This is a genomic window from Flavobacterium geliluteum, from assembly GCF_017948595.1.
In the GTDB taxonomy this organism is placed as follows: domain Bacteria; phylum Bacteroidota; class Bacteroidia; order Flavobacteriales; family Flavobacteriaceae; genus Flavobacterium; species Flavobacterium flavipigmentatum.
Window position 1 is genome coordinate 16,741 of the sequence record NZ_JAGFBV010000009.1, and the last position, 17,575, is coordinate 34,315.

Below are 17,575 nucleotides of genomic sequence, written 5' to 3' on the forward strand. Positions count from 1 at the left end.
CGAATAAAATTTATGAAATTAATAATTTGAAAGTTTTTTTTAGAAAAGATAAAATTTATCAAATATATTTACAATGTAAAAAACTAATCCTTTTCAATCGTAAAATTTTGATCACAACCCTATCCAATGCAACACTGAGTGCTTCTATAAAACATAAAGGAGCCGAATTATATTCTTTAAAAAACCATGAAAACCAACAGTACATCTGGGAAGGTGATCCCGCATTTTGGGGCAAACATTCCCCTATTCTTTTCCCAATTGTAGGCACTTTAAAAAATAATACTTTTACCATTGATGGAAAAAAATATCAATTACCAAGACACGGTTTTGCTCGTGATATGGAATTTCAATTGATTGAAAAAACCGAAAATAGTGCCACTTTTTCATTACTCGCAACTGCAGAAACACTTTTGAATTATCCTTTTGAATTTGAATTGCAAATTATTTACACCCTGGAAGAAAATGACTTGGTTATTGCTTATAAAGTAGTTAATAAAAATAATTCGAAATTGCCTTTTTCTATTGGTGCACATCCTGCCATTGCTCTGCCGGGTGATTTTGAAAGTTATGCTTTTGAATTTGAAAAAGAGGAGAAACTAACATTTTTTCTGCTTGAAAATGATTTAATTTCGAATACCACCAAAACTTTAGAGACCACAAAAAATGTAGTACCCTTGACGTTTGAGCTGTTTAAAAATGACGCTTTGATTTTTAAAAATCTAAAATCTAAATCCTTGAGTATTCTTAAAAATTCAAAACCGTATGTAAAAGTTGATTTTGAAGATTTTCCGAGTTTAGGGCTCTGGACAAAAGATCAAGCTCCGTTTGTCTGTATCGAACCTTGGTTAGGTTACTCGGACACGACTGATAATTCTGGTGATTTATTCGAAAAAGAAGGAATTTTTATTTTGGATGCTCATCAGACTTTCGATGCAAAATTTAGTATCACAATATTATAACGCAAAAAAATGCTAATATTCAATTTTAATCCATTTCCAGTAATTACAACTGAGCGTTTGCTTTTAAAACGCATAACAAATGAGGATGTTGCAGAAATTTTTGAACTACGTTCGAATCCTGAAACGATGAAATATATCCCGAGACCTTTGGTAAAAACAACCGAAGATGCTCTGGAACATATCACTATGATCGAAGATAAAATTGAAACAAATACCGGTATAAATTGGGGAATAACACTCAAAGGAAACCCGAAGTTACTCGGAATTATAGGGTATTACAGATTGCAGCCCGAAAATTATCGTGCCGAAATTGGTTATATGTTATTACCTAATTATCACGGAAAAGGAATCATTCCGGAAGCGATAAATAAATTGATTGATTATGGTTTTGATGAGTTACATCTGCACTCAATAGAAGCTGTTATTGATCCGGAGAATCTTGCCTCAGAAAAGGTCTTGCAAAAATGTGGTTTTGTAAAAGAGGCACATTTTAAAGAATCTGACTTTTATGAAGGTCGTTTTTTAGATAAAGTAATTTACTCATTATTAAAGAGTAAGTAATTTTAACACTTTAAGAAAAAAACAATTCTCGTTAAATTATACTATTTTGACAATAGTAAATAGGCAGTTTACGTTATATTTGCACGCGAAATAATAAATTCTGCATTATACCTGCACTTATAAAATCTCTTCCATGAAAAAATTATTGATTTTAATTTTTGTTTTTGTTACTGTAACATCCCAAAGCCAGACTTATTTAAAATTTAATGCCGTTTCTGCATTAATTTTAGTTCCTAATGTTGGAATTGAAACCAGTATTGGCAAAAAAACTACTTTTAGCGTTGATGTTATGGCTTCTTTTTGGGAATCTTTTAATGGACATAGTCCGATGAAACTTTACACGCTGACTCCTGAAGTTCGTTACCATTTTAAAGAAAAATACAACGGATTTTATGTAGGAGGCCATGCAGGTCCAGACGTTTACGAATTACAGAAATGGAATTATTTTGACACTAATAAATACGAGCATGGTTTTGGTTATCGATTAGGAGTTACCGTGGGTTATAATGTAAAAGTAAGTGATAAATTGTTACTGGATATTTTTGCAGGAGGCGGATGGCATCAAGGTTTTTACCACGGATATTACAACGACGGAACGCCTGGAAGGTACGAAAAAGCAAAAAACTGGAATAAAAGCGGCGAATGGCTTCCGTACCGCGGAGGTGTAATGCTTTCGTACAAACTTAACTAGTTTTCAGGAAACTTCGGAATTGATTTTATATACAATTCTTCTACCTTCTTGCGCGCCCAATCTGTTTTTCTTAAAAAAGTTAAACTCGATTTTACACTTGGATTTGATGTAAAACACTTTATCGGAATCAATTCTGCTAAAGTATCAAAACCATAAAAAGTAACTAGGGTTTCGACTATTTTTTGAAGTGTAAGGCCGTGTAAAGGATCTTTTGACTGGTTTTGCATCTTAGAAATTTAGAATAACAATAAAAAGACCGTTCTCTAAAAAAGTACGGTCTTCTTTTTTTTACAAAATTAGTAAATTGTAATCTAAATCAATCTACAACTTCTTAGAATATAAATTTAAATCCAACTGAAAGTGGAGAAGTCAAATTGGGGTTGCTTCCGCCCAAAGCACTATTGTAAAATGAGTCTACATTTGCTACATGCGCAAGTCCGAAATTAGTAACTGTCGTTTTTTCACCTGTTTTAGGATCTAATGTTGTAGAAGTAAAATTGGCCAAATCATAAGAAAACTCTACAGAGAAATTTTTGGTTACAAAATAATCAAAACCGCCAGATACGGCCAGACCAAACTGAGTTACTTTTAACTCACTTTCTTTCTCTTTTCCTGTTATAACCGGCAGTGCCAATTGTCCGAAAAAGTATAAAGAACCGGCAACATTCCAATATTTTCTTGCCAAAGGCTCAATAACAATTAAATCGGTTTTTGCAGCAGTTCCTGCATCCGAATCAGATTTTATATTGATATAACCAACACCAGCACCCACAGCAACAGATGGTGTAATAAATGTACCTACAATTGGCAATACAGACATACTCGTATTCTTAGCATCGGCCGTTTTAGTTTGCTGATAACCAAATTGCGATGTAGCAAACCATGTACCTTTTAAACCCTGATTAGTATCTTGCGCTTTTGCTATTAAACCAATTAAAACAATACTTACGAATGTTAAAAAATTTTTCATTTTAAATTTATTTTTGAAATTATTTAACAAAATTACCAGGAAGGTTGTCGGGTAGAAATGATTAAAATCATAGATTAAAAAAAATCTTTCATTATATTTGATGACGTAAAAGTTTTCAATTTTGCATACCTTTGCTACTATGTTAAAAACAGTCAATATACTTAATAAAAGAGCCCGTTTTGATTTTGAAATAATCGATACCTACACTGCTGGGATCGTTTTATCCGGTACCGAAATCAAATCGATACGACTAGGAAAAGCCAATATCACCGAAAGTTTTTGTGAGTTTAGCAATCTCGAATTGTTTGCGATCAATACTTATATCGAAGAATATACCTTTGGAAACCAATTCAATCATAAATCAAGAAGCGAAAGAAAATTGCTTTTGAATAAAAAAGAGCTAAAAACTCTTCAAAAAAGTGTTCAGGCAAAAGGATTAACAATTGTTCCGCTTAAATTGTTTACCAACGAAAAAGGTTTGGCCAAGCTTCAAATTGGTCTTTGTAAAGGAAAGAAAAACTACGATAAACGCGAATCGCTGAAAGAACAGGATACGAAACGTGATTTGGACCGTATAAAAAAAGCATACAATTAAAAAAAGTCCAAATTTGAAAAGTCTTAAAATCAAAAGACTAGAGCACTTTTATTCCTTAATTCAATAAGAAAACAATATTTACAGTATTGTTTTTTTTATCAAAAGAAAATGACTCAATTTGTCAAGACTTTTTTAAACACGTTTTTTAAATGAAAACACTTCTTAAAAATGCTCGTGAGCAAAAAGGATTTAAAACTCGTGAAGTAGCGCAAATTCTGGGTATTGATCAGGCTTTGATTAGTAAATTTGAAACGGGAACTCGAAAACCAACCAAAGAACAAGTAACAAAATTGGCGCAGCTTTTAGAAATAGATTATGAGACGATCATGATCGCATGGCTAAAGGAAAAAATTCTTTACGAAATTGGCAACGAAGAATTTGCCTTGAAAGCTTTACTGCTCGCAGAAAAAGAACTTCAGAAAAATAAAAAAACAATCCATTCTACATTTTTAACCACGATACAAAGCGTTCTGGACGAAATTGAAACTTTAAAACAACAAATTCAGTCCTTTCACCATTTTGATTTACACCGTATTTCTAAAATCCTCGAATTAGAATTTATCTCTGAAAGTAATCGTTTGAATGGAAACTCGCTAACATTAGAAGAAACTAAATCTGTTATAAATGAAGGACAAACCATTGCCGGAAAAAGCATGAATGAACATCTTGAAGCCATTAATCTTCACGAATCAGTTGCTTACATTAAAGATTTAAATCAGAAAAAAATACCCATCACCGAAAAAGATTTTCTAAACATTCATAATCTTGCTTTGAGAGGTATAAAACCAGAAAAATCAGGGAAATATAAAAACGATCCAGAAATCATTCGTGAAATGAATTTGTTTTTTAATTGGTACGAAACCAACAAAAATAACCTGCATCCAATACTTTTGTCATCAGAAGCACATCTAAAAATCCTGACAGTCCTTCCTTTTGAAAAAGGCAATCTACAAATAGCAAATTTATTGATGAACTGGATTTTACTTCAAAATGGGTATGTTTTTGCTACCATACAAGGAGATGAAAAACATAAAAATGAATATTTACAGGTTGTGGAACAATTTCAGAACACGAATGATAAATCTTTTTTTGTAAATTATATTCTTCAAATCGAAAAAGAAAATCTAATTCGCGCCATTGACTTAGTCTCCAAATAAAAATTAAAAAAAACTTTCTTTGCTTAATTTTTATCTTCTAATAAGGGAACAAATCGAAATTCTCCAAACTCATGTTTTTCAAATTGTGTCTCGTTTTTACGGATCAATAATGTCATAATCTGCACTTGTTCTCCCAACGGAATAACCAACCTGCCTCCTATTTTAAGCTGCGCCATCAAAGGCTGCGGAATAAAGGGCGCACCCGCTGTCACTATAATTCCATCAAATGGCGCATGATGTGGCAAACCTTTATAGCCATCACCAAAAGAAAGATGTTTTGGTCGAATATTGAGCTTAGGAAACAAAATAGAGGTTTGTTTGAACAACTCGTTTTGTCTTTCTACACTATATACTTTTGCTCCCAACATGCATAAAACTGCTGTCTGATAACCAGAACCAGTGCCAATTTCGAGAATTTTGTGCTCTTTTTTCACTTCCAGAAGTTGAGATTGAAAGGCTACTGTGTAAGGTTGCGAAATAGTCTGCCCTGCTCCTATCGGAAAAGCCTTGTCCTGATAAGCATAATCTTCAAAACTTGAATTCAGAAAAAGGTGTCTTGGGATCTTTTTTATCACATCCAAAATAGCTTTATCGGTAATTCCTTTTTGTTCTAAAGTGCTTACTAATTGATTGCGAAGTCCTTGATGTTTGGCTGTATCTTTCAAAATTGATGTAATTATTTTTGGTAAAAATAAGAAAGTAAATCAATTTTAAATGCTTTCGTAAAGAATGTTTTCAACTCAGAAACTTCTTTCAAATTGCCAAAATTGCAAATCATTTACCACTCAAATGCTTGTATTAACCGTTCGTCATTTTTTTTAAATTTTCATTACATGTGTTCCTACTTTTGAATCATCAAACAAGAAATAATAACTTAAAAAAAAACAATCAAATCATCAATCAAATAAATCAAATCAATTAATTAATCACTAAAATCAAAAACCATGGAAACTAAAAAAGAAGTAAACGTTTACAAAATTGCAAAATCATTTGTAGTAGGATTTGCAGTAGGATTTTCACTTTATAAATTCTTTACACTCATCGTATTCAAATAATCATTAATTAAATCATCAATCAAAAAACATCATTTATGAAAACAAATACATTAAAAAAAAAAATAGCTTTTATATCTGTTGGGCTAATTTTTTCGAGCAACTCTTTTGCACAGAGCAAACAAGAAAAAGCACCTTCTGTTCCAGTTACAGATACTTATTTCGGAATTAAAGTTGAAGATAAATATCGAAATCTGGAAGACTTAAAAAATGAACAAACTCTTACCTGGCTGAAAAGTCAAGCTGATTATACTAACAACATTTTAAATTCAATTCCGGGAAAACAAACCCTTATTGATGAGTTGACTTCTATAAACGACAGAGTTACTGAAGCGATTAGCGGGGTGCAAATTATGGAAGATGGAACTTATTTTTATCAAAAAACAACACCAAAAGATCAAGTAGCAAAATTGTATAAACGAAATGGTTTAAAAGGAAAAGAAATTTTAATTTTTGATCCTGAAAGCCTAAAAGGTGAAGAAAAAGACACTTTTAAGATTAGTTCTTTTTCTCCAAATAAAAGTGGAAAACTTATTGGAGTAAACATTTCAAAAAACGGTGGTGAGATGAGTGAAATGCTACTAATAAATGTAGCTGATAATAAAATTCTATCTGATAAAATTGATAAATTGAGATTTGGCTATGCCAATTGGCTGAAAGATGATAAGTCTTTTATATACATTCAATCTCCGACAACAGAGATTCATGATGTAAAAGCGCAAATGAATATTGTGACCAAATTGCATGTCGTTGGTACCGATATTGCTCAGGATAAAGTGATTTTTTCTAAAGCAATGTATCCCGAATTGAATGTTACAGACGAAGAAATTCCTGTTCTAAGTTATGATCCAGATAGTGATATGCTTTTCTTTTCTCCATCTTCGGTAAACTTTAATATAAAATTATTTATAGCAAAAGGTTCTGATTTATATAAAAATAAAATAACATGGAAATTATTGACGGACAGAAAAGATGAAATTAAAGCTTTTGCATTTAGCCATAAGGACATTTATTTTTATACAACTCTAAATTCTCCTAAATTTAAAGTTACGAAAACAAGTATTAATAATCCAAATTTAGCAACGGCAACACTTGTAATTCCAGAAGATAAAGAAGCGAATTTAAATCCGATTACGATTACCAAAGATGGAATTTTTTATACCAAAACAAAAAACGGAATTGAAAGCAAATTATACTTTACTGATTTTGATGGTAAAAAACATAAGGAAATTAAAACACCAAAAAAATCTGCTACAATAGTTCTAACTTCCAGAGGAAGTAAATTTTCAGATTTATGGGTTAGAACAACTGGCTGGACAACAAAAGGAGAACGTTACAAATATGATATAAAAACAAATACGTTTATCAGAGAAGAACTTTCTACCATTACTGAATATCCAGAATTTGAAAATTTTGAAATTGAAGAACTAATGGTAAAATCGTATGATGGTATTGAAGTTCCGCTTTCGATTATTTATAAAAAAGGAATTAAAAAAGACAAAAATAATCCTGTTTTATTCTACGGTTACGGCGCTTATGGAATGTCAATGTCTCCAAGTTTCAATCCAAGTTTGCTTTTATGGGTAGAAAGAGGCGGAATACTTGCTATTGCCCACGTAAGAGGTGGCGGAGAATTGGGCGAAAAGTGGCATTTGGATGGGCAGAAAAGTACCAAACAAAACACATGGAAAGACGTTATTGCTTGTACTGAATATATGATTAAAGAAGGATACACAAACACAACAAAAACAGTTATTTACAGTCGAAGTGCAGGAGGAATATTTGTTGGAAGAGCCATCACAGAAAGACCTGATTTGTATGCTGTAGCAATTCCTGGAGTAGGTAGCATGAATACTGTAAGAGGAGAAAATACACCAAACGGACCAGCAAATATACCAGAATTCGGAACTATGAAAGATGAAAATGATGCTAAAGCGCTAATCGAAATGGATTCTTATTTGCAATTGAAAGAAGGTGTAAAATACCCAGCAACCTTGACTACAGCAGGTTTTAATGATCCAAGAATCATTGTTTGGTCGCCAGCTAAATTTGCAGCCAGACTGCTAGAAGTAAATACTTCTAAGAAACCCACTTTGTTAAAAGTAGATTATGAAGCAGGACATTTTGGAGGAGCTTCAAAACTAAAATCTTACGAGGAAGTTGCAGATATTTTAAGCTTTGCACTATGGCAAGTTGGGCATCCTGATTTTCAACCAAAAAATAATTAGATAATAATGTAACTTTGGCAATAGCAATTATTGCCAAAGTTTTTAAACTTAAAATAATGGTTAAATTCGTAATCGCTTTTGCTATAGTACTTGTAAAATGGTTTTCACAAATTTAAATTTATATTTGAATAAAAATAATAGCAAAAACACTAGTAATCCTAGTAGTTGCAGTTTGTCTGATTTTTGTATCTGTAATTTATGCTGGATATAAAATGCCTTTTGAATGTTAAATAAACAGTAAAATGCTTAAAAAAAAGAAATATATTTTTGTCTTAGTTCAAATCATCATCTGGACTATCTATTCGGGTATAATTCTTATTCCTCAAATTATTTTTCCGAAATTAAATGTTTTAGGATATAAAAATTGGCAGCTTCTTCTTGATTTTTTTTTCAATATTTGCTTCCTTACTGCTGTTTCAATGGTTTTAAAACTTGTTTATGACCGCTATATAAAATTAGACGATTTTAAGTTTTGGGAAATCATCAAAATGATTTTTTTGATTTTTGCATCTGCAATGCTTTATTATGGTACGCTGATGGCTTACAATTACTTTATGCTCAATTATATTTATCAAAGGCCCGAAGTTTTTGACCATCCTACGCAATCCGCAAAACAACAAGTCATTTTTATTTTTGCAATGGGATTCCTTTTCTTTCTTTGGATAATTGTGTACACTATTTACAAAACAACTTCGCAGATCAAAAACAATAAAATGGATCGAATGGAAATTGAAAACAATTTGAAAGATTCGCAATTAAACGCTTTGAAAGGCCAGATCAATCCCCATTTTATGTTTAATAGCCTGAATAATATTCGGGGATTAATTTTAGAAAATCCTGAAAAATCAAGAGAGATGATAACCCGATTATCTGAAATGCTTCGCTATTCTCTAACAAAAAATGATATAACTAAAATTGCTTTGGAAGAAGAAATCGAAATGGTAGAAAATTTTATTGAAATTTCGAAAATACAGCTAGAAGAGCGTTTAAATTTTACTTCTGAAATAGAAAAAAACACTCTGAAATTAGAAATACCGCCTATGATTATTCAAATGTTAATAGAGAATGCTGTAAAACACGGAATTTCAAAACTAAAAGATGGAGGCCAGATTTCATTACAAACAAAACTAGAAAATAACAGCTTGCTCATATTCGTTTCAAATACAGGAATGCTTACTATTGAAAAAGATTCTACTCAATTAGGAATCAAAAATATTGAAAAAAGACTGCAATTAATTTATGGCGAAAATGCTAGTTTTAAATTGCAGGAAATAAAAAATGAAGTAATTGCAAAAATAATTATTCCAATACTTTAAGTATGAAAAAAATAAAAGCTGTTATAGTTGAAGATTCTCGATTGGCACGAAATGAATTGAAAGAATTACTAAAAAATCATCCTGAAATCGAAATTATCGGGGAAGCTGAAAATGTCGATTCCGGTTTTACGCTGATACAGGAAACTCAGCCCGATTTGCTATTTTTAGATATAAATATGCCCGAAAAAGATGGTTTTGAACTATTGGAAATGCTGGACAAAGTACCCATCACGATTTTTACGACTGCTTTTGACGAATATGCCATTAAATCATTCGAATACAATGCCTTAGATTATTTACTAAAACCAATAAATCCAAAAAGATTTGCTCAGGCAATCGAAAAAGTAGAACAAAATCTTATTGAAAAAGTAGAACAAAATAGCAAGAAACTCACTTTAAACAATCAGATTTTTATACGAGATGGCGAAAAATGCTGGCTAGTAAAAATTGCTGATATTTTTTTATTTGAAGTAGATGGCAATTATACCAAAATATTTTTTCAGGACGAAAAAGCAATAATAAATAAGTCCTTAAATAACATTGAAGAAAAACTCCCAGATGATTTTTTCTTCCGAGCCAATCGAAACCAAATTATAAATGTCGAATATATCCTAAAAATAGACCCTTGGTTTAGTGGTAATCTGCTTGTGCATCTTCCAAAAGAATTAAAAGTAGAGATATCCAGAAGACAAACCAATAACTTCAAAGAAAAATTAAGCCTATAAATACATTTAAAATTGTTTAAATAATTTAGACTTTGTAGTAACTAAACTTTTACTTTCAACAAATAAATTATATTTTTGTTTAAAATACATTATCATGTTAAAAGTGGGAGTTTTAGGTGCTGGTCATCTTGGTAAAATACATTTACGCTTATTACAACAGTCTGACAAATACGAATTAGTCGGATTTTATGATGAAAATCAGGAAAACGCCGAAAGAATCTCAAAAGAATTTGGCTATAAAAACTTCAGTACAATTGCAAAATTAATTCATGCTGTTGATGTCATCGATATTGTAACACCAACACTTTCACATTATAAATGTGCAAAAGTAGCGATCAAATCAGGAAAACACATCTTTATAGAAAAACCAATTGCCAATACTGTTGACGAAGCTGAAGAAATTATTGCTCTGGCAAAAGAGTACAATGTAAAAGGCCAGGTAGGTCACGTTGAGCGTTTTAATCCCGCTTTTATTGCTACCAAAAACATGATCGAAAACCCAATGTTTATCGAAACGCATCGATTGGCCGAATTTAATCCTCGTGGTACAGATGTTCCTGTTGTTTTGGATTTAATGATTCATGATATCGATGCTATTTTGAGTGTTGTAAAATCAAAAGTAAAAAATATCAGCGCAAGTGGTGTTTCAGTAATTAGCGATACACCCGATATTGCCAACGCCCGAATTGAATTTGAAAGTGGCTGTGTGGCAAATCTTACTGCTAGCAGAATTTCTATGAAAAACATGCGTAAAACACGTTTTTTTCAGAAAGATGCGTACATTTCTGTTGATTTTCTAGAAAAAAAATGCGAAGTCGTTCGCATGAAAGACGCTCCTGAAACTCCGGGAGATTTTGATATGATTTTGCAAAATGCCGAAGGGGTAAAAAAACAAATCTATTTTACAAATCCTGACGTAGAACAAAACAATGCCATTCTGGACGAATTAGAATCATTTGCAAATGCCATTGTTACCGATACTACTCCAGTTGTTACGCTGGAACAGGCTACAGACGCTTTGCGAGTGGCGTATCAAATTATTGATTGTTTCCAAAAATAATATAAATTATACTCATTAATATTAAGGTTTAAAGCTTGCTGAAAAGTAACTTTAGACCTTAAATTTTAAAAACAAAATACAAAAAAATGAAGACTATAGCAGTAATTGGTGCAGGAACAATGGGTAACGGAATTGCACATACTTTTGCACAAAGTGGTTTTACCGTAAAATTGATTGATGTTTCAGAAAAATCATTAGACAAAGGCATGGCTACTATTGCCGCAAATTTAGACAGAATGTTGTCTAAAGGAACCATTACTCAAGAAGATGTGGCCAAAACCATTACCAATATTATTACCTATACAGACCTAAAAGATGGTGTTGTGGGTGTCGATTTGGTGGTAGAAGCAGCAACTGAAAACGTTGAATTAAAATTGAATATCTTCAAACAATTAAACGAGGCTTGTTCTCATAATACTATTTTTGCAACCAACACTTCTTCGATATCAATTACGCAAATAGGAGCTGTTGTTGCTCATCCTGAAAGAGTTATCGGAATGCATTTTATGAATCCGGTGCCGATAATGAAATTAGTCGAAATCATTCGTGGGTACAATACGAGTGACGAGGTGACCAAAACTATTATGGACTTATCTGTAAAATTAGGTAAAACTCCGGTTGAAGTAAATGATTATCCGGGTTTTGTGGCCAACAGAATTTTGATGCCTATGCTAAATGAAGCAATTGAAACGTTATATAATAAAGTTGCCGGAGTTTACGAAATTGATACGGTAATGAAATTAGGAATGGGACACCCAATGGGACCGCTTCAACTAGCTGATTTTATTGGCCTTGATGTGTGTTTGGCAATCTTAAACGTAATGTACGAAGGTTTCAAAAACCCAAAATATGCTCCTTGCCCTTTATTGGTCAATATGGTAAGAGCCGGAAAACTAGGTGTAAAATCTGGTGAAGGTTTTTATGATTATAGTGAAAGTAAAAAGGCAGAGAAAATCTCTAAGCAGTTTATCCTTTCATAAAAAAAGAAATACTATGTCGATTCAGTCGAATTTAAATACAATCAAAACCAGTTTACCCGAAAAGGTAACATTAGTTGCCGTTTCTAAAACCAAACCTGTTTCTGATTTAATGCAAGCTTATGAAGCCGGACAGCGTATTTTTGGAGAAAATAAAATCCAGGAAATGGCCGAGAAATGGGAACAAATGCCAAAGGACATTCAATGGCACATGATTGGTCATGTGCAAACGAATAAAGTCAAATTTATGGCGCCTTTTGTAAGTTTGATTCATGGCGTTGACAGCTTAAAATTAATGCAGGAAATCAATAAACAAGCTTTAAAAAATAATCGAATTATAGATTGTCTGCTTCAAATATACATTGCCGAAGAGGAATCTAAATTTGGTTTGGATGAAAATGAACTGAACGAATTATTATCTTCATCTGAATTTAAAGAAATGAAAAATATTCGTATCTTGGGGTTGATGGGAATGGCAACTTTCACAGAAGATCAAAACCAAATTAAAAAAGAATTTTTGCAATTAAAATCTATTTTTGATTCGACAAAAAACAAATTAGAATCCGTATCTACTCTATCTATGGGCATGTCCGGAGATTATCTACTTGCAATTGAATGTGGCAGCACCATGGTGAGAATTGGCAGCAGCATATTTGGAGGCCGATAATGTTTTATTGTAGCTGCTAACTGAATACTAAAAACTGAATACCGAACACTGAATTTGTACGCAATATTAGACATAGAAACAACTGGAGGCCAGTTTAATGAAGAAGGAATTACCGAAATCGCCATTTATAAATTTGACGGTCATGAAGTAGTCGATCAGTTTATTAGCCTTGTGAATCCTGAAATTCCGATTCAGCCTTTTGTAGTAAAATTAACGGGGATAAATAATGCTATGTTACGTTCTGCTCCAAAATTTTTTGAAGTTGCAAAACGCATTATCGAAATTACCTCAGATTGCATTATCGTAGCACATAATGCCTCATTTGACTACCGAATTTTACGTACCGAATTCAGACGCTTAGGGTATGATTTTGAAGCCAAAACACTTTGTACGGTTGAACTTGCCAAAAAACTAATTCCAGAACAACCTTCTTATAGCTTAGGAAAACTGGTTCGTGCCCTCGGAATTCCAATGGCAGACAGACATCGCGCCAGCGGAGACGCTATGGCAACGACCAAATTGTTTAAAATGCTTTTAGAAAAAGATCTTGAAAAAACAATCGTAAAAGATTTTATAAAACTGGAAGTCGAAAAAGGCATTGCGCCAAAACTTTTAGACATAATGAGGCAACTGCCTTCAAAAACAGGTGTTTATTATATTCATAACGAAAGCGGTGATTTAATCTACATTGGAAAAAGTCTCAACATAAAAAAGAGAGTCAACCAGCACTTTACGGGAATCACTACAAAGAGCAAAAAAATTCAAGCAGAAGTTTTTACTATTACTTATGATGAAACCGGAAGCGAACTGATTGCACTTTTGAAAGAAAGTGAAGAAATAAAAATAAACCGTCCGAGGTACAATCGTTCGCAAAGAAAAACAATCTTTTTATACGCACTTTACGCCGAAAAAGACGCTAACGGTTATCTGAATTTGAAATTGGAAAAAGCAGATGGCCGTAAAAAAGAAATTACCTCGTTTGCAACTTTACAAGAAGGAAAAAATGCACTTTTCAAATTTACTGCCTCCTACCAATTGTGCCAAAAATTAACCGGATTGTATAGTACCAAAAAAGATTGTTTTCAATACAAAATTAAAGAATGTGATGGTGCCTGTGTGGGTAAAATAAGTCCTGAAATTTACAATGCGAGGGTACAACAATTTATTTCGCAAAGCAGTTTTGAGAATAAAAGCATGATTTTATTAGACAAAGGCCGAAATATTAATGAAAGAAGTGCCGTACTTGTTGAAAACGGAATTTACAAAGGTTATGCTTATTATGACCTTAATTATCAGGTTACGAATATCGATATTTTGAAAAATATTTTAATTCCGATGCAAAACAATCGAGATGTAAAGAACATTATTCAGAGTTACATCAGAAAAAGCAAATCTCTCAAAATACTTAATTTTTAAGGCAAAAAAACTCTTTTGAAATACTTAATCACCATAGTAGGACCAACAGCTATAGGCAAAACGGCCCTAAGCATTGCTTTGGCAAATCATTTTCAATGCGAAATTGTTTCCTGCGACAGCCGTCAGTTTTTTAAAGAAATGACCATTGGTACAGCGGTTCCAAATAAGGAAGAATTGCAATCCGCTCCACATCATTTTATTCAAAATAAATCGATTTTTGAGAATTATACAGTTGGTGATTACGAAAAAGAGGCTTTAAATGTGTTAGAAGAATTATTTAAAAACAATGATTTTGCTGTTCTAATTGGAGGATCTGGACTTTACGTAGATGCTATTCTTAAAGGTTTTGACGAATTTCCAGAAATTGATGCTTCGGTAAGAACGACGGTAAATTCTAATTATGAAAAACTCGGAATAGGTTATTTACAAGAACAATTACAACTTTTGGATGCAAACTATTTTCAACAAATAACAAAAGAAAATCCGCAAACATTGCAAAATCCTCAACGAATGATGCGCTTTGTAGAAGTCTGTCTGGGAACAGGAAAACCGTACTCTTCTTTCTTAAATCAAAAGAAAAACAATCGCAATTTTACGCCTATTTTAATTGGCTTAGAAGCCGACAGAGCGATTATTTACGAAAGAATCAATCAACGCGTAGACACAATGCTTCAGGCTGGTTTGCTTGAAGAAGCAAAAGAATTATATCCTAATAAAGCTCTTAATGCATTGCAAACTGTGGGCTACAGAGAATTATTTAGTTATTTTGATGGTGAATTTTCATTGCCTTTTGCTATCGAAGAAATCAAGAAAAATACCAGACGTTTTTCTAAAAGACAATTAACATGGTTCAAACGAAATGAAGCTACCAAATGGTTTGATTATGCGACAGATAGAAAAGAAATTATAGATCATATCAAAACTTTATTAAGATGAAATTTTTAAAACTAATAGGGAATATTTTATTTCTTTTTTTTACAATCGTTTTGACTATTGCATTTTTTATAGCATTAAAAGAAAAAACCCAACATCCTCATTTTAAAAATTTAAATTCGAAAGAATTTATAATTTTTGGAATAATATTATTTGGTCTTATTTTTATTAGTTTTAAAATATTATTCTCGCATTTCAAAAAAATCTAAAGTCTAAAATCTAGAATCTAAAATATTAAATCTACCCTACCAATGCCAATATCACCCAATTTTACTTCAGTTTTAAGCAAAGACTGGGAAATCAATTTTACACAATGCACACCAAATGGGTATTTAAAATATACAGATTTATGTAATATTTTGCAACTTACTGCCGCTGCACATTCAGAAATAGGCGGTATTAGTTTTTATGACATGCAAGAGTTTCACCAAGCGTGGGTTTTAAGCCGAATGCGGGTTGAAATTACAGCTTTACCAAAATGGCAAGATGTCGTAACGGTAAAAACATGGATTAATAGTTTAGAAAATTCACGTTCTGTTCGTGCACTCGAAATGTACATAAAGGGTAAAAAAATAGTAGGTTGCGAGACGTATTGGGCAGTTTTTAATACACAAGCTCGTCGTCCTGAAGCTTTGGCTTTGCCGTATGAACATTTTGAATTGTATCCTGAAAACAAAGCGACAGTAGAAGGATTTTCTAAAATAAATATCAATCATGAAAAAGAAGCTATCTTTGAAAAAACGGTTTATTTATCAGATTTAGACATTGTCAATCATGTTAATAATGTAAAATATTTAGAGTGGTGTTTGGATCATGTTAATGCAAATAGAATTCTAAAGCAAGAAGTAAAAAGCTTCGAAATGAACTTTATGAAAGAGTTGTCATTAAAAGACCAGGTAGTCATTCACGAAAGTGAAAATAACGATAATTCAGCGGCTACTTTTAGCATTACAAAAGATGAAAAAACTTGCTTTGCTTTACACTTGCACTGGAAATAATATAAAAACGATGCCTTTTCTTCCTTGAAAAAGCATCGTTTTTGTTTTGGTCAAAAATTATTTAGACTTCTTTTTTGAAGTCTTTTTTGACTTTTTAGACTTCTTTTTATTTTCGGATAAATCAATTTTAGACTTGATTCTTTTCTCCATTTCGACACAATCTGCTTCTATAAAATAATGAATTGAATGCAATTTGGCATTTTTAATTTCTTTTAAAGCTTTTTTAAACTGCATTTGTACTTCAAAAAGAAGGGCTTTTTTAAGCAATATTTCTGCCTTATTGATGCCTTTTACAGTTAGTGCAAAATCGATAAGTTTTTCTGCTTCTTGATAATCTTCATTCAAAATTAAAGTATGAATATAATGCGGATAAACCTCAAGAGCTTGAATATTAATAACCAAAGCCTCCTGAAAATAGTTTTTAGCTTCCTCATAATTCCATAATTGTTCTGCCTGAATTCTCCCGTACAAACACAAAACCATAGTGTTTTTAGAATCATACGAAAAAGCATAGTCTAAGGATTCTATCGTCTCTTCCAGTGAATATGGGTAATTATCCATCGCCTGAAAAAGATATTTATCAATTGTTTTCATTTCGTAAATCGTTTTTTAATTTCTGACGAGCTCCTTTATAACTTTTGGTTATTTTATTCTTCTTAAAATCAGTTCCGGTAAAAGTTCTCACAGGATTGCCACGCTGAATATTCAGTTGATTTTCCCATTGTTTTACAACATGATTTTTAAGTTGCTGTAGCGCTTCGTCTTCTATTTTTTTTAATAATCTTTCTGTTGCCAGTTTTTTGTTTTGATACTGGGAACGACTATCCATAGCTACTACAGCAATCCCGGTAGGAAGATGTGTTGCCCGAATAGCAGAACTCACTTTATTAACATGTTGCCCTCCTGCTCCCGAACTACGCATTGCCTGATATTGGATATCCATGTCTAAAATTGATGCATTTTTCTGCGGTTCAATCTCAAAAATTCCTATAAACCAATTTTTACGCTTGTGCATTTTTCGAAACTGACTTTGACCAATCCACAGAATCGTTCCTATCCACGAATTAGCAAATGTTATAGCATTTTTCCCTTTGACAGAAATTGTTGCTGTATTAATCGTGCCATTTTCCTGACCCACTTCTCGCTGAAGCAGGGTAATTTCTAATTGTTGCTCTTGTGCTTCTTCCAGCACCTTTTTTAGTACTTGTGCCACCACCCAAGTACATTCTGATGGTCCGCGACCCGCCGTTATCTGAATTATTTTCTCCAT

At 32.4% G+C, this 17,575-nt stretch carries 19 protein-coding genes; 14 read left to right on the forward strand and 5 right to left on the reverse strand.

Annotated features, from left to right (window positions below; all coding sequences use genetic code 11):
* Positions 1-107 precede the first annotated feature (107 nt).
* The 3 genes from J3495_RS07255 (at position 108) to J3495_RS07265 (ending at position 2,211) form a co-directional block, all read left to right on the forward strand.
* Complete coding sequence (locus J3495_RS07255) at positions 108-959, forward strand: aldose 1-epimerase family protein (protein ID WP_210665891.1); 852 nt, start codon at positions 108-110, stop codon at positions 957-959.
* Between the two features lie 9 nt (positions 960-968).
* Positions 969-1,520, forward strand: a complete 552-nt coding sequence (locus tag J3495_RS07260; RefSeq protein ID WP_210665892.1) for a GNAT family N-acetyltransferase — start codon at positions 969-971, stop codon at positions 1,518-1,520.
* Between the two features lie 133 nt (positions 1,521-1,653).
* Positions 1,654-2,211, forward strand: a complete 558-nt coding sequence (locus tag J3495_RS07265; RefSeq protein ID WP_210665893.1) for a DUF3575 domain-containing protein — start codon at positions 1,654-1,656, stop codon at positions 2,209-2,211.
* Here J3495_RS07265 and J3495_RS07270 read toward each other — a convergent pair.
* Positions 2,208-2,438, reverse strand: a complete 231-nt coding sequence (locus J3495_RS07270; RefSeq protein ID WP_210665894.1) for a VF530 family protein — start codon at positions 2,436-2,438, stop codon at positions 2,208-2,210. The genes J3495_RS07265 and J3495_RS07270 overlap by 4 nt on opposite strands.
* Positions 2,439-2,542: 104 nt before the next feature.
* The gene (locus J3495_RS07275) at positions 2,543-3,181 is read right to left on the reverse strand and encodes a porin family protein (protein WP_210665895.1); all 639 of its coding nucleotides are present in this window, start codon (positions 3,179-3,181) and stop codon (positions 2,543-2,545) included.
* 139 nt (positions 3,182-3,320) lie between these two features.
* Here J3495_RS07275 and smpB point away from each other — a divergent pair, with 139 nt between their 5' ends.
* Positions 3,321-3,776, forward strand: a complete 456-nt coding sequence (smpB, locus tag J3495_RS07280; RefSeq protein ID WP_210665896.1) for an SsrA-binding protein SmpB — start codon at positions 3,321-3,323, stop codon at positions 3,774-3,776.
* 149 nt (positions 3,777-3,925) lie between these two features.
* A complete protein-coding gene (locus J3495_RS07285; protein WP_210665897.1) occupies positions 3,926-4,933 on the forward strand; it encodes a helix-turn-helix domain-containing protein in 1,008 nt (335 codons plus the stop codon).
* 23 nt (positions 4,934-4,956) lie between these two features.
* Here the strand turns inward: J3495_RS07285 and J3495_RS07290 are convergent, their stop codons facing one another.
* Positions 4,957-5,598 carry a protein-L-isoaspartate(D-aspartate) O-methyltransferase gene (locus tag J3495_RS07290; protein ID WP_210665898.1) on the reverse strand — a complete coding sequence of 214 codons (642 nt, stop codon included), beginning with the start codon at positions 5,596-5,598 and terminating at the stop codon, positions 4,957-4,959.
* 425 nt (positions 5,599-6,023) lie between these two features.
* On the opposite strand from J3495_RS07290, the gene J3495_RS07295 reads away from it, so the two are divergent.
* From J3495_RS07295 to J3495_RS07335, 9 genes are all read left to right on the forward strand, one after another.
* Complete coding sequence (locus tag J3495_RS07295) at positions 6,024-8,213, forward strand: prolyl oligopeptidase family serine peptidase (protein ID WP_210665899.1); 2,190 nt, start codon at positions 6,024-6,026, stop codon at positions 8,211-8,213.
* 242 nt (positions 8,214-8,455) lie between these two features.
* On the forward strand, positions 8,456-9,529 hold the full coding sequence (locus tag J3495_RS07300; protein ID WP_210665900.1) for a sensor histidine kinase: 1,074 nt from the start codon (positions 8,456-8,458) through the stop codon (positions 9,527-9,529).
* Between the two features lie 2 nt (positions 9,530-9,531).
* Complete coding sequence (locus J3495_RS07305; protein WP_210665901.1) at positions 9,532-10,254, forward strand: LytR/AlgR family response regulator transcription factor; 723 nt, start codon at positions 9,532-9,534, stop codon at positions 10,252-10,254.
* A gap of 94 nt (positions 10,255-10,348) precedes the next feature.
* Entirely contained in the window at positions 10,349-11,314 is a 966-nt protein-coding gene (locus J3495_RS07310) for a Gfo/Idh/MocA family protein (protein ID WP_210665902.1), read from the forward strand.
* 86 nt (positions 11,315-11,400) lie between these two features.
* Positions 11,401-12,294, forward strand: a complete 894-nt coding sequence (locus tag J3495_RS07315) for a 3-hydroxyacyl-CoA dehydrogenase family protein (RefSeq protein ID WP_210665903.1) — start codon at positions 11,401-11,403, stop codon at positions 12,292-12,294.
* Between the two features lie 13 nt (positions 12,295-12,307).
* Positions 12,308-12,958, forward strand: coding sequence for a YggS family pyridoxal phosphate-dependent enzyme (locus J3495_RS07320; RefSeq protein WP_210665904.1), 651 nt, complete (start codon positions 12,308-12,310; stop codon positions 12,956-12,958).
* A 54-nt stretch (positions 12,959-13,012) separates the two neighbouring features.
* Positions 13,013-14,374, forward strand: a complete 1,362-nt coding sequence (locus J3495_RS07325; RefSeq protein ID WP_210665905.1) for an exonuclease domain-containing protein — start codon at positions 13,013-13,015, stop codon at positions 14,372-14,374.
* A 15-nt stretch (positions 14,375-14,389) separates the two neighbouring features.
* The gene (gene miaA / locus J3495_RS07330) at positions 14,390-15,310 is read left to right on the forward strand and encodes a tRNA (adenosine(37)-N6)-dimethylallyltransferase MiaA (RefSeq protein WP_210665906.1); all 921 of its coding nucleotides are present in this window, start codon (positions 14,390-14,392) and stop codon (positions 15,308-15,310) included.
* 248 nt (positions 15,311-15,558) lie between these two features.
* Complete coding sequence (locus tag J3495_RS07335; RefSeq protein WP_210665907.1) at positions 15,559-16,305, forward strand: acyl-[acyl-carrier-protein] thioesterase; 747 nt, start codon at positions 15,559-15,561, stop codon at positions 16,303-16,305.
* 57 nt (positions 16,306-16,362) lie between these two features.
* Here J3495_RS07335 and J3495_RS07340 read toward each other — a convergent pair whose 3' ends face one another.
* Both J3495_RS07340 and prfH read right to left on the reverse strand, forming a co-directional pair.
* Entirely contained in the window at positions 16,363-16,899 is a 537-nt protein-coding gene (locus tag J3495_RS07340; protein ID WP_210665908.1) for a hypothetical protein, read from the reverse strand.
* The gene (gene prfH / locus J3495_RS07345) at positions 16,886-17,575 is read right to left on the reverse strand and encodes a peptide chain release factor H (RefSeq protein WP_210665909.1); all 690 of its coding nucleotides are present in this window, start codon (positions 17,573-17,575) and stop codon (positions 16,886-16,888) included. Before prfH ends, J3495_RS07340 begins: the two co-directional genes overlap by 14 nt.

Coding starts and splice junctions, on each gene's coding strand:
- J3495_RS07260 (WP_210665892.1), top strand. CDS start 969: ATGCTAATATTCAATTTTAATCCATTTCCAGTAATTACAACTGAGCGT.
- J3495_RS07265 (WP_210665893.1), top strand. CDS start 1,654: ATGAAAAAATTATTGATTTTAATTTTTGTTTTTGTTACTGTAACATCC.
- J3495_RS07270 (WP_210665894.1), bottom strand. CDS start 2,438: ATGCAAAACCAGTCAAAAGATCCTTTACACGGCCTTACACTTCAAAAA.
- J3495_RS07275 (WP_210665895.1), bottom strand. CDS start 3,181: ATGAAAAATTTTTTAACATTCGTAAGTATTGTTTTAATTGGTTTAATA.
- smpB (WP_210665896.1), top strand. CDS start 3,321: ATGTTAAAAACAGTCAATATACTTAATAAAAGAGCCCGTTTTGATTTT.
- J3495_RS07285 (WP_210665897.1), top strand. CDS start 3,926: ATGAAAACACTTCTTAAAAATGCTCGTGAGCAAAAAGGATTTAAAACT.
- J3495_RS07295 (WP_210665899.1), top strand. CDS start 6,024: ATGAAAACAAATACATTAAAAAAAAAAATAGCTTTTATATCTGTTGGG.
- J3495_RS07300 (WP_210665900.1), top strand. CDS start 8,456: ATGCTTAAAAAAAAGAAATATATTTTTGTCTTAGTTCAAATCATCATC.
- J3495_RS07305 (WP_210665901.1), top strand. CDS start 9,532: ATGAAAAAAATAAAAGCTGTTATAGTTGAAGATTCTCGATTGGCACGA.
- J3495_RS07310 (WP_210665902.1), top strand. CDS start 10,349: ATGTTAAAAGTGGGAGTTTTAGGTGCTGGTCATCTTGGTAAAATACAT.
- J3495_RS07315 (WP_210665903.1), top strand. CDS start 11,401: ATGAAGACTATAGCAGTAATTGGTGCAGGAACAATGGGTAACGGAATT.
- J3495_RS07320 (WP_210665904.1), top strand. CDS start 12,308: ATGTCGATTCAGTCGAATTTAAATACAATCAAAACCAGTTTACCCGAA.
- J3495_RS07335 (WP_210665907.1), top strand. CDS start 15,559: ATGCCAATATCACCCAATTTTACTTCAGTTTTAAGCAAAGACTGGGAA.
- J3495_RS07340 (WP_210665908.1), bottom strand. CDS start 16,899: ATGAAAACAATTGATAAATATCTTTTTCAGGCGATGGATAATTACCCA.
- prfH (WP_210665909.1), bottom strand. CDS start 17,575: ATGGAGAAAATAATTCAGATAACGGCGGGTCGCGGACCATCAGAATGT.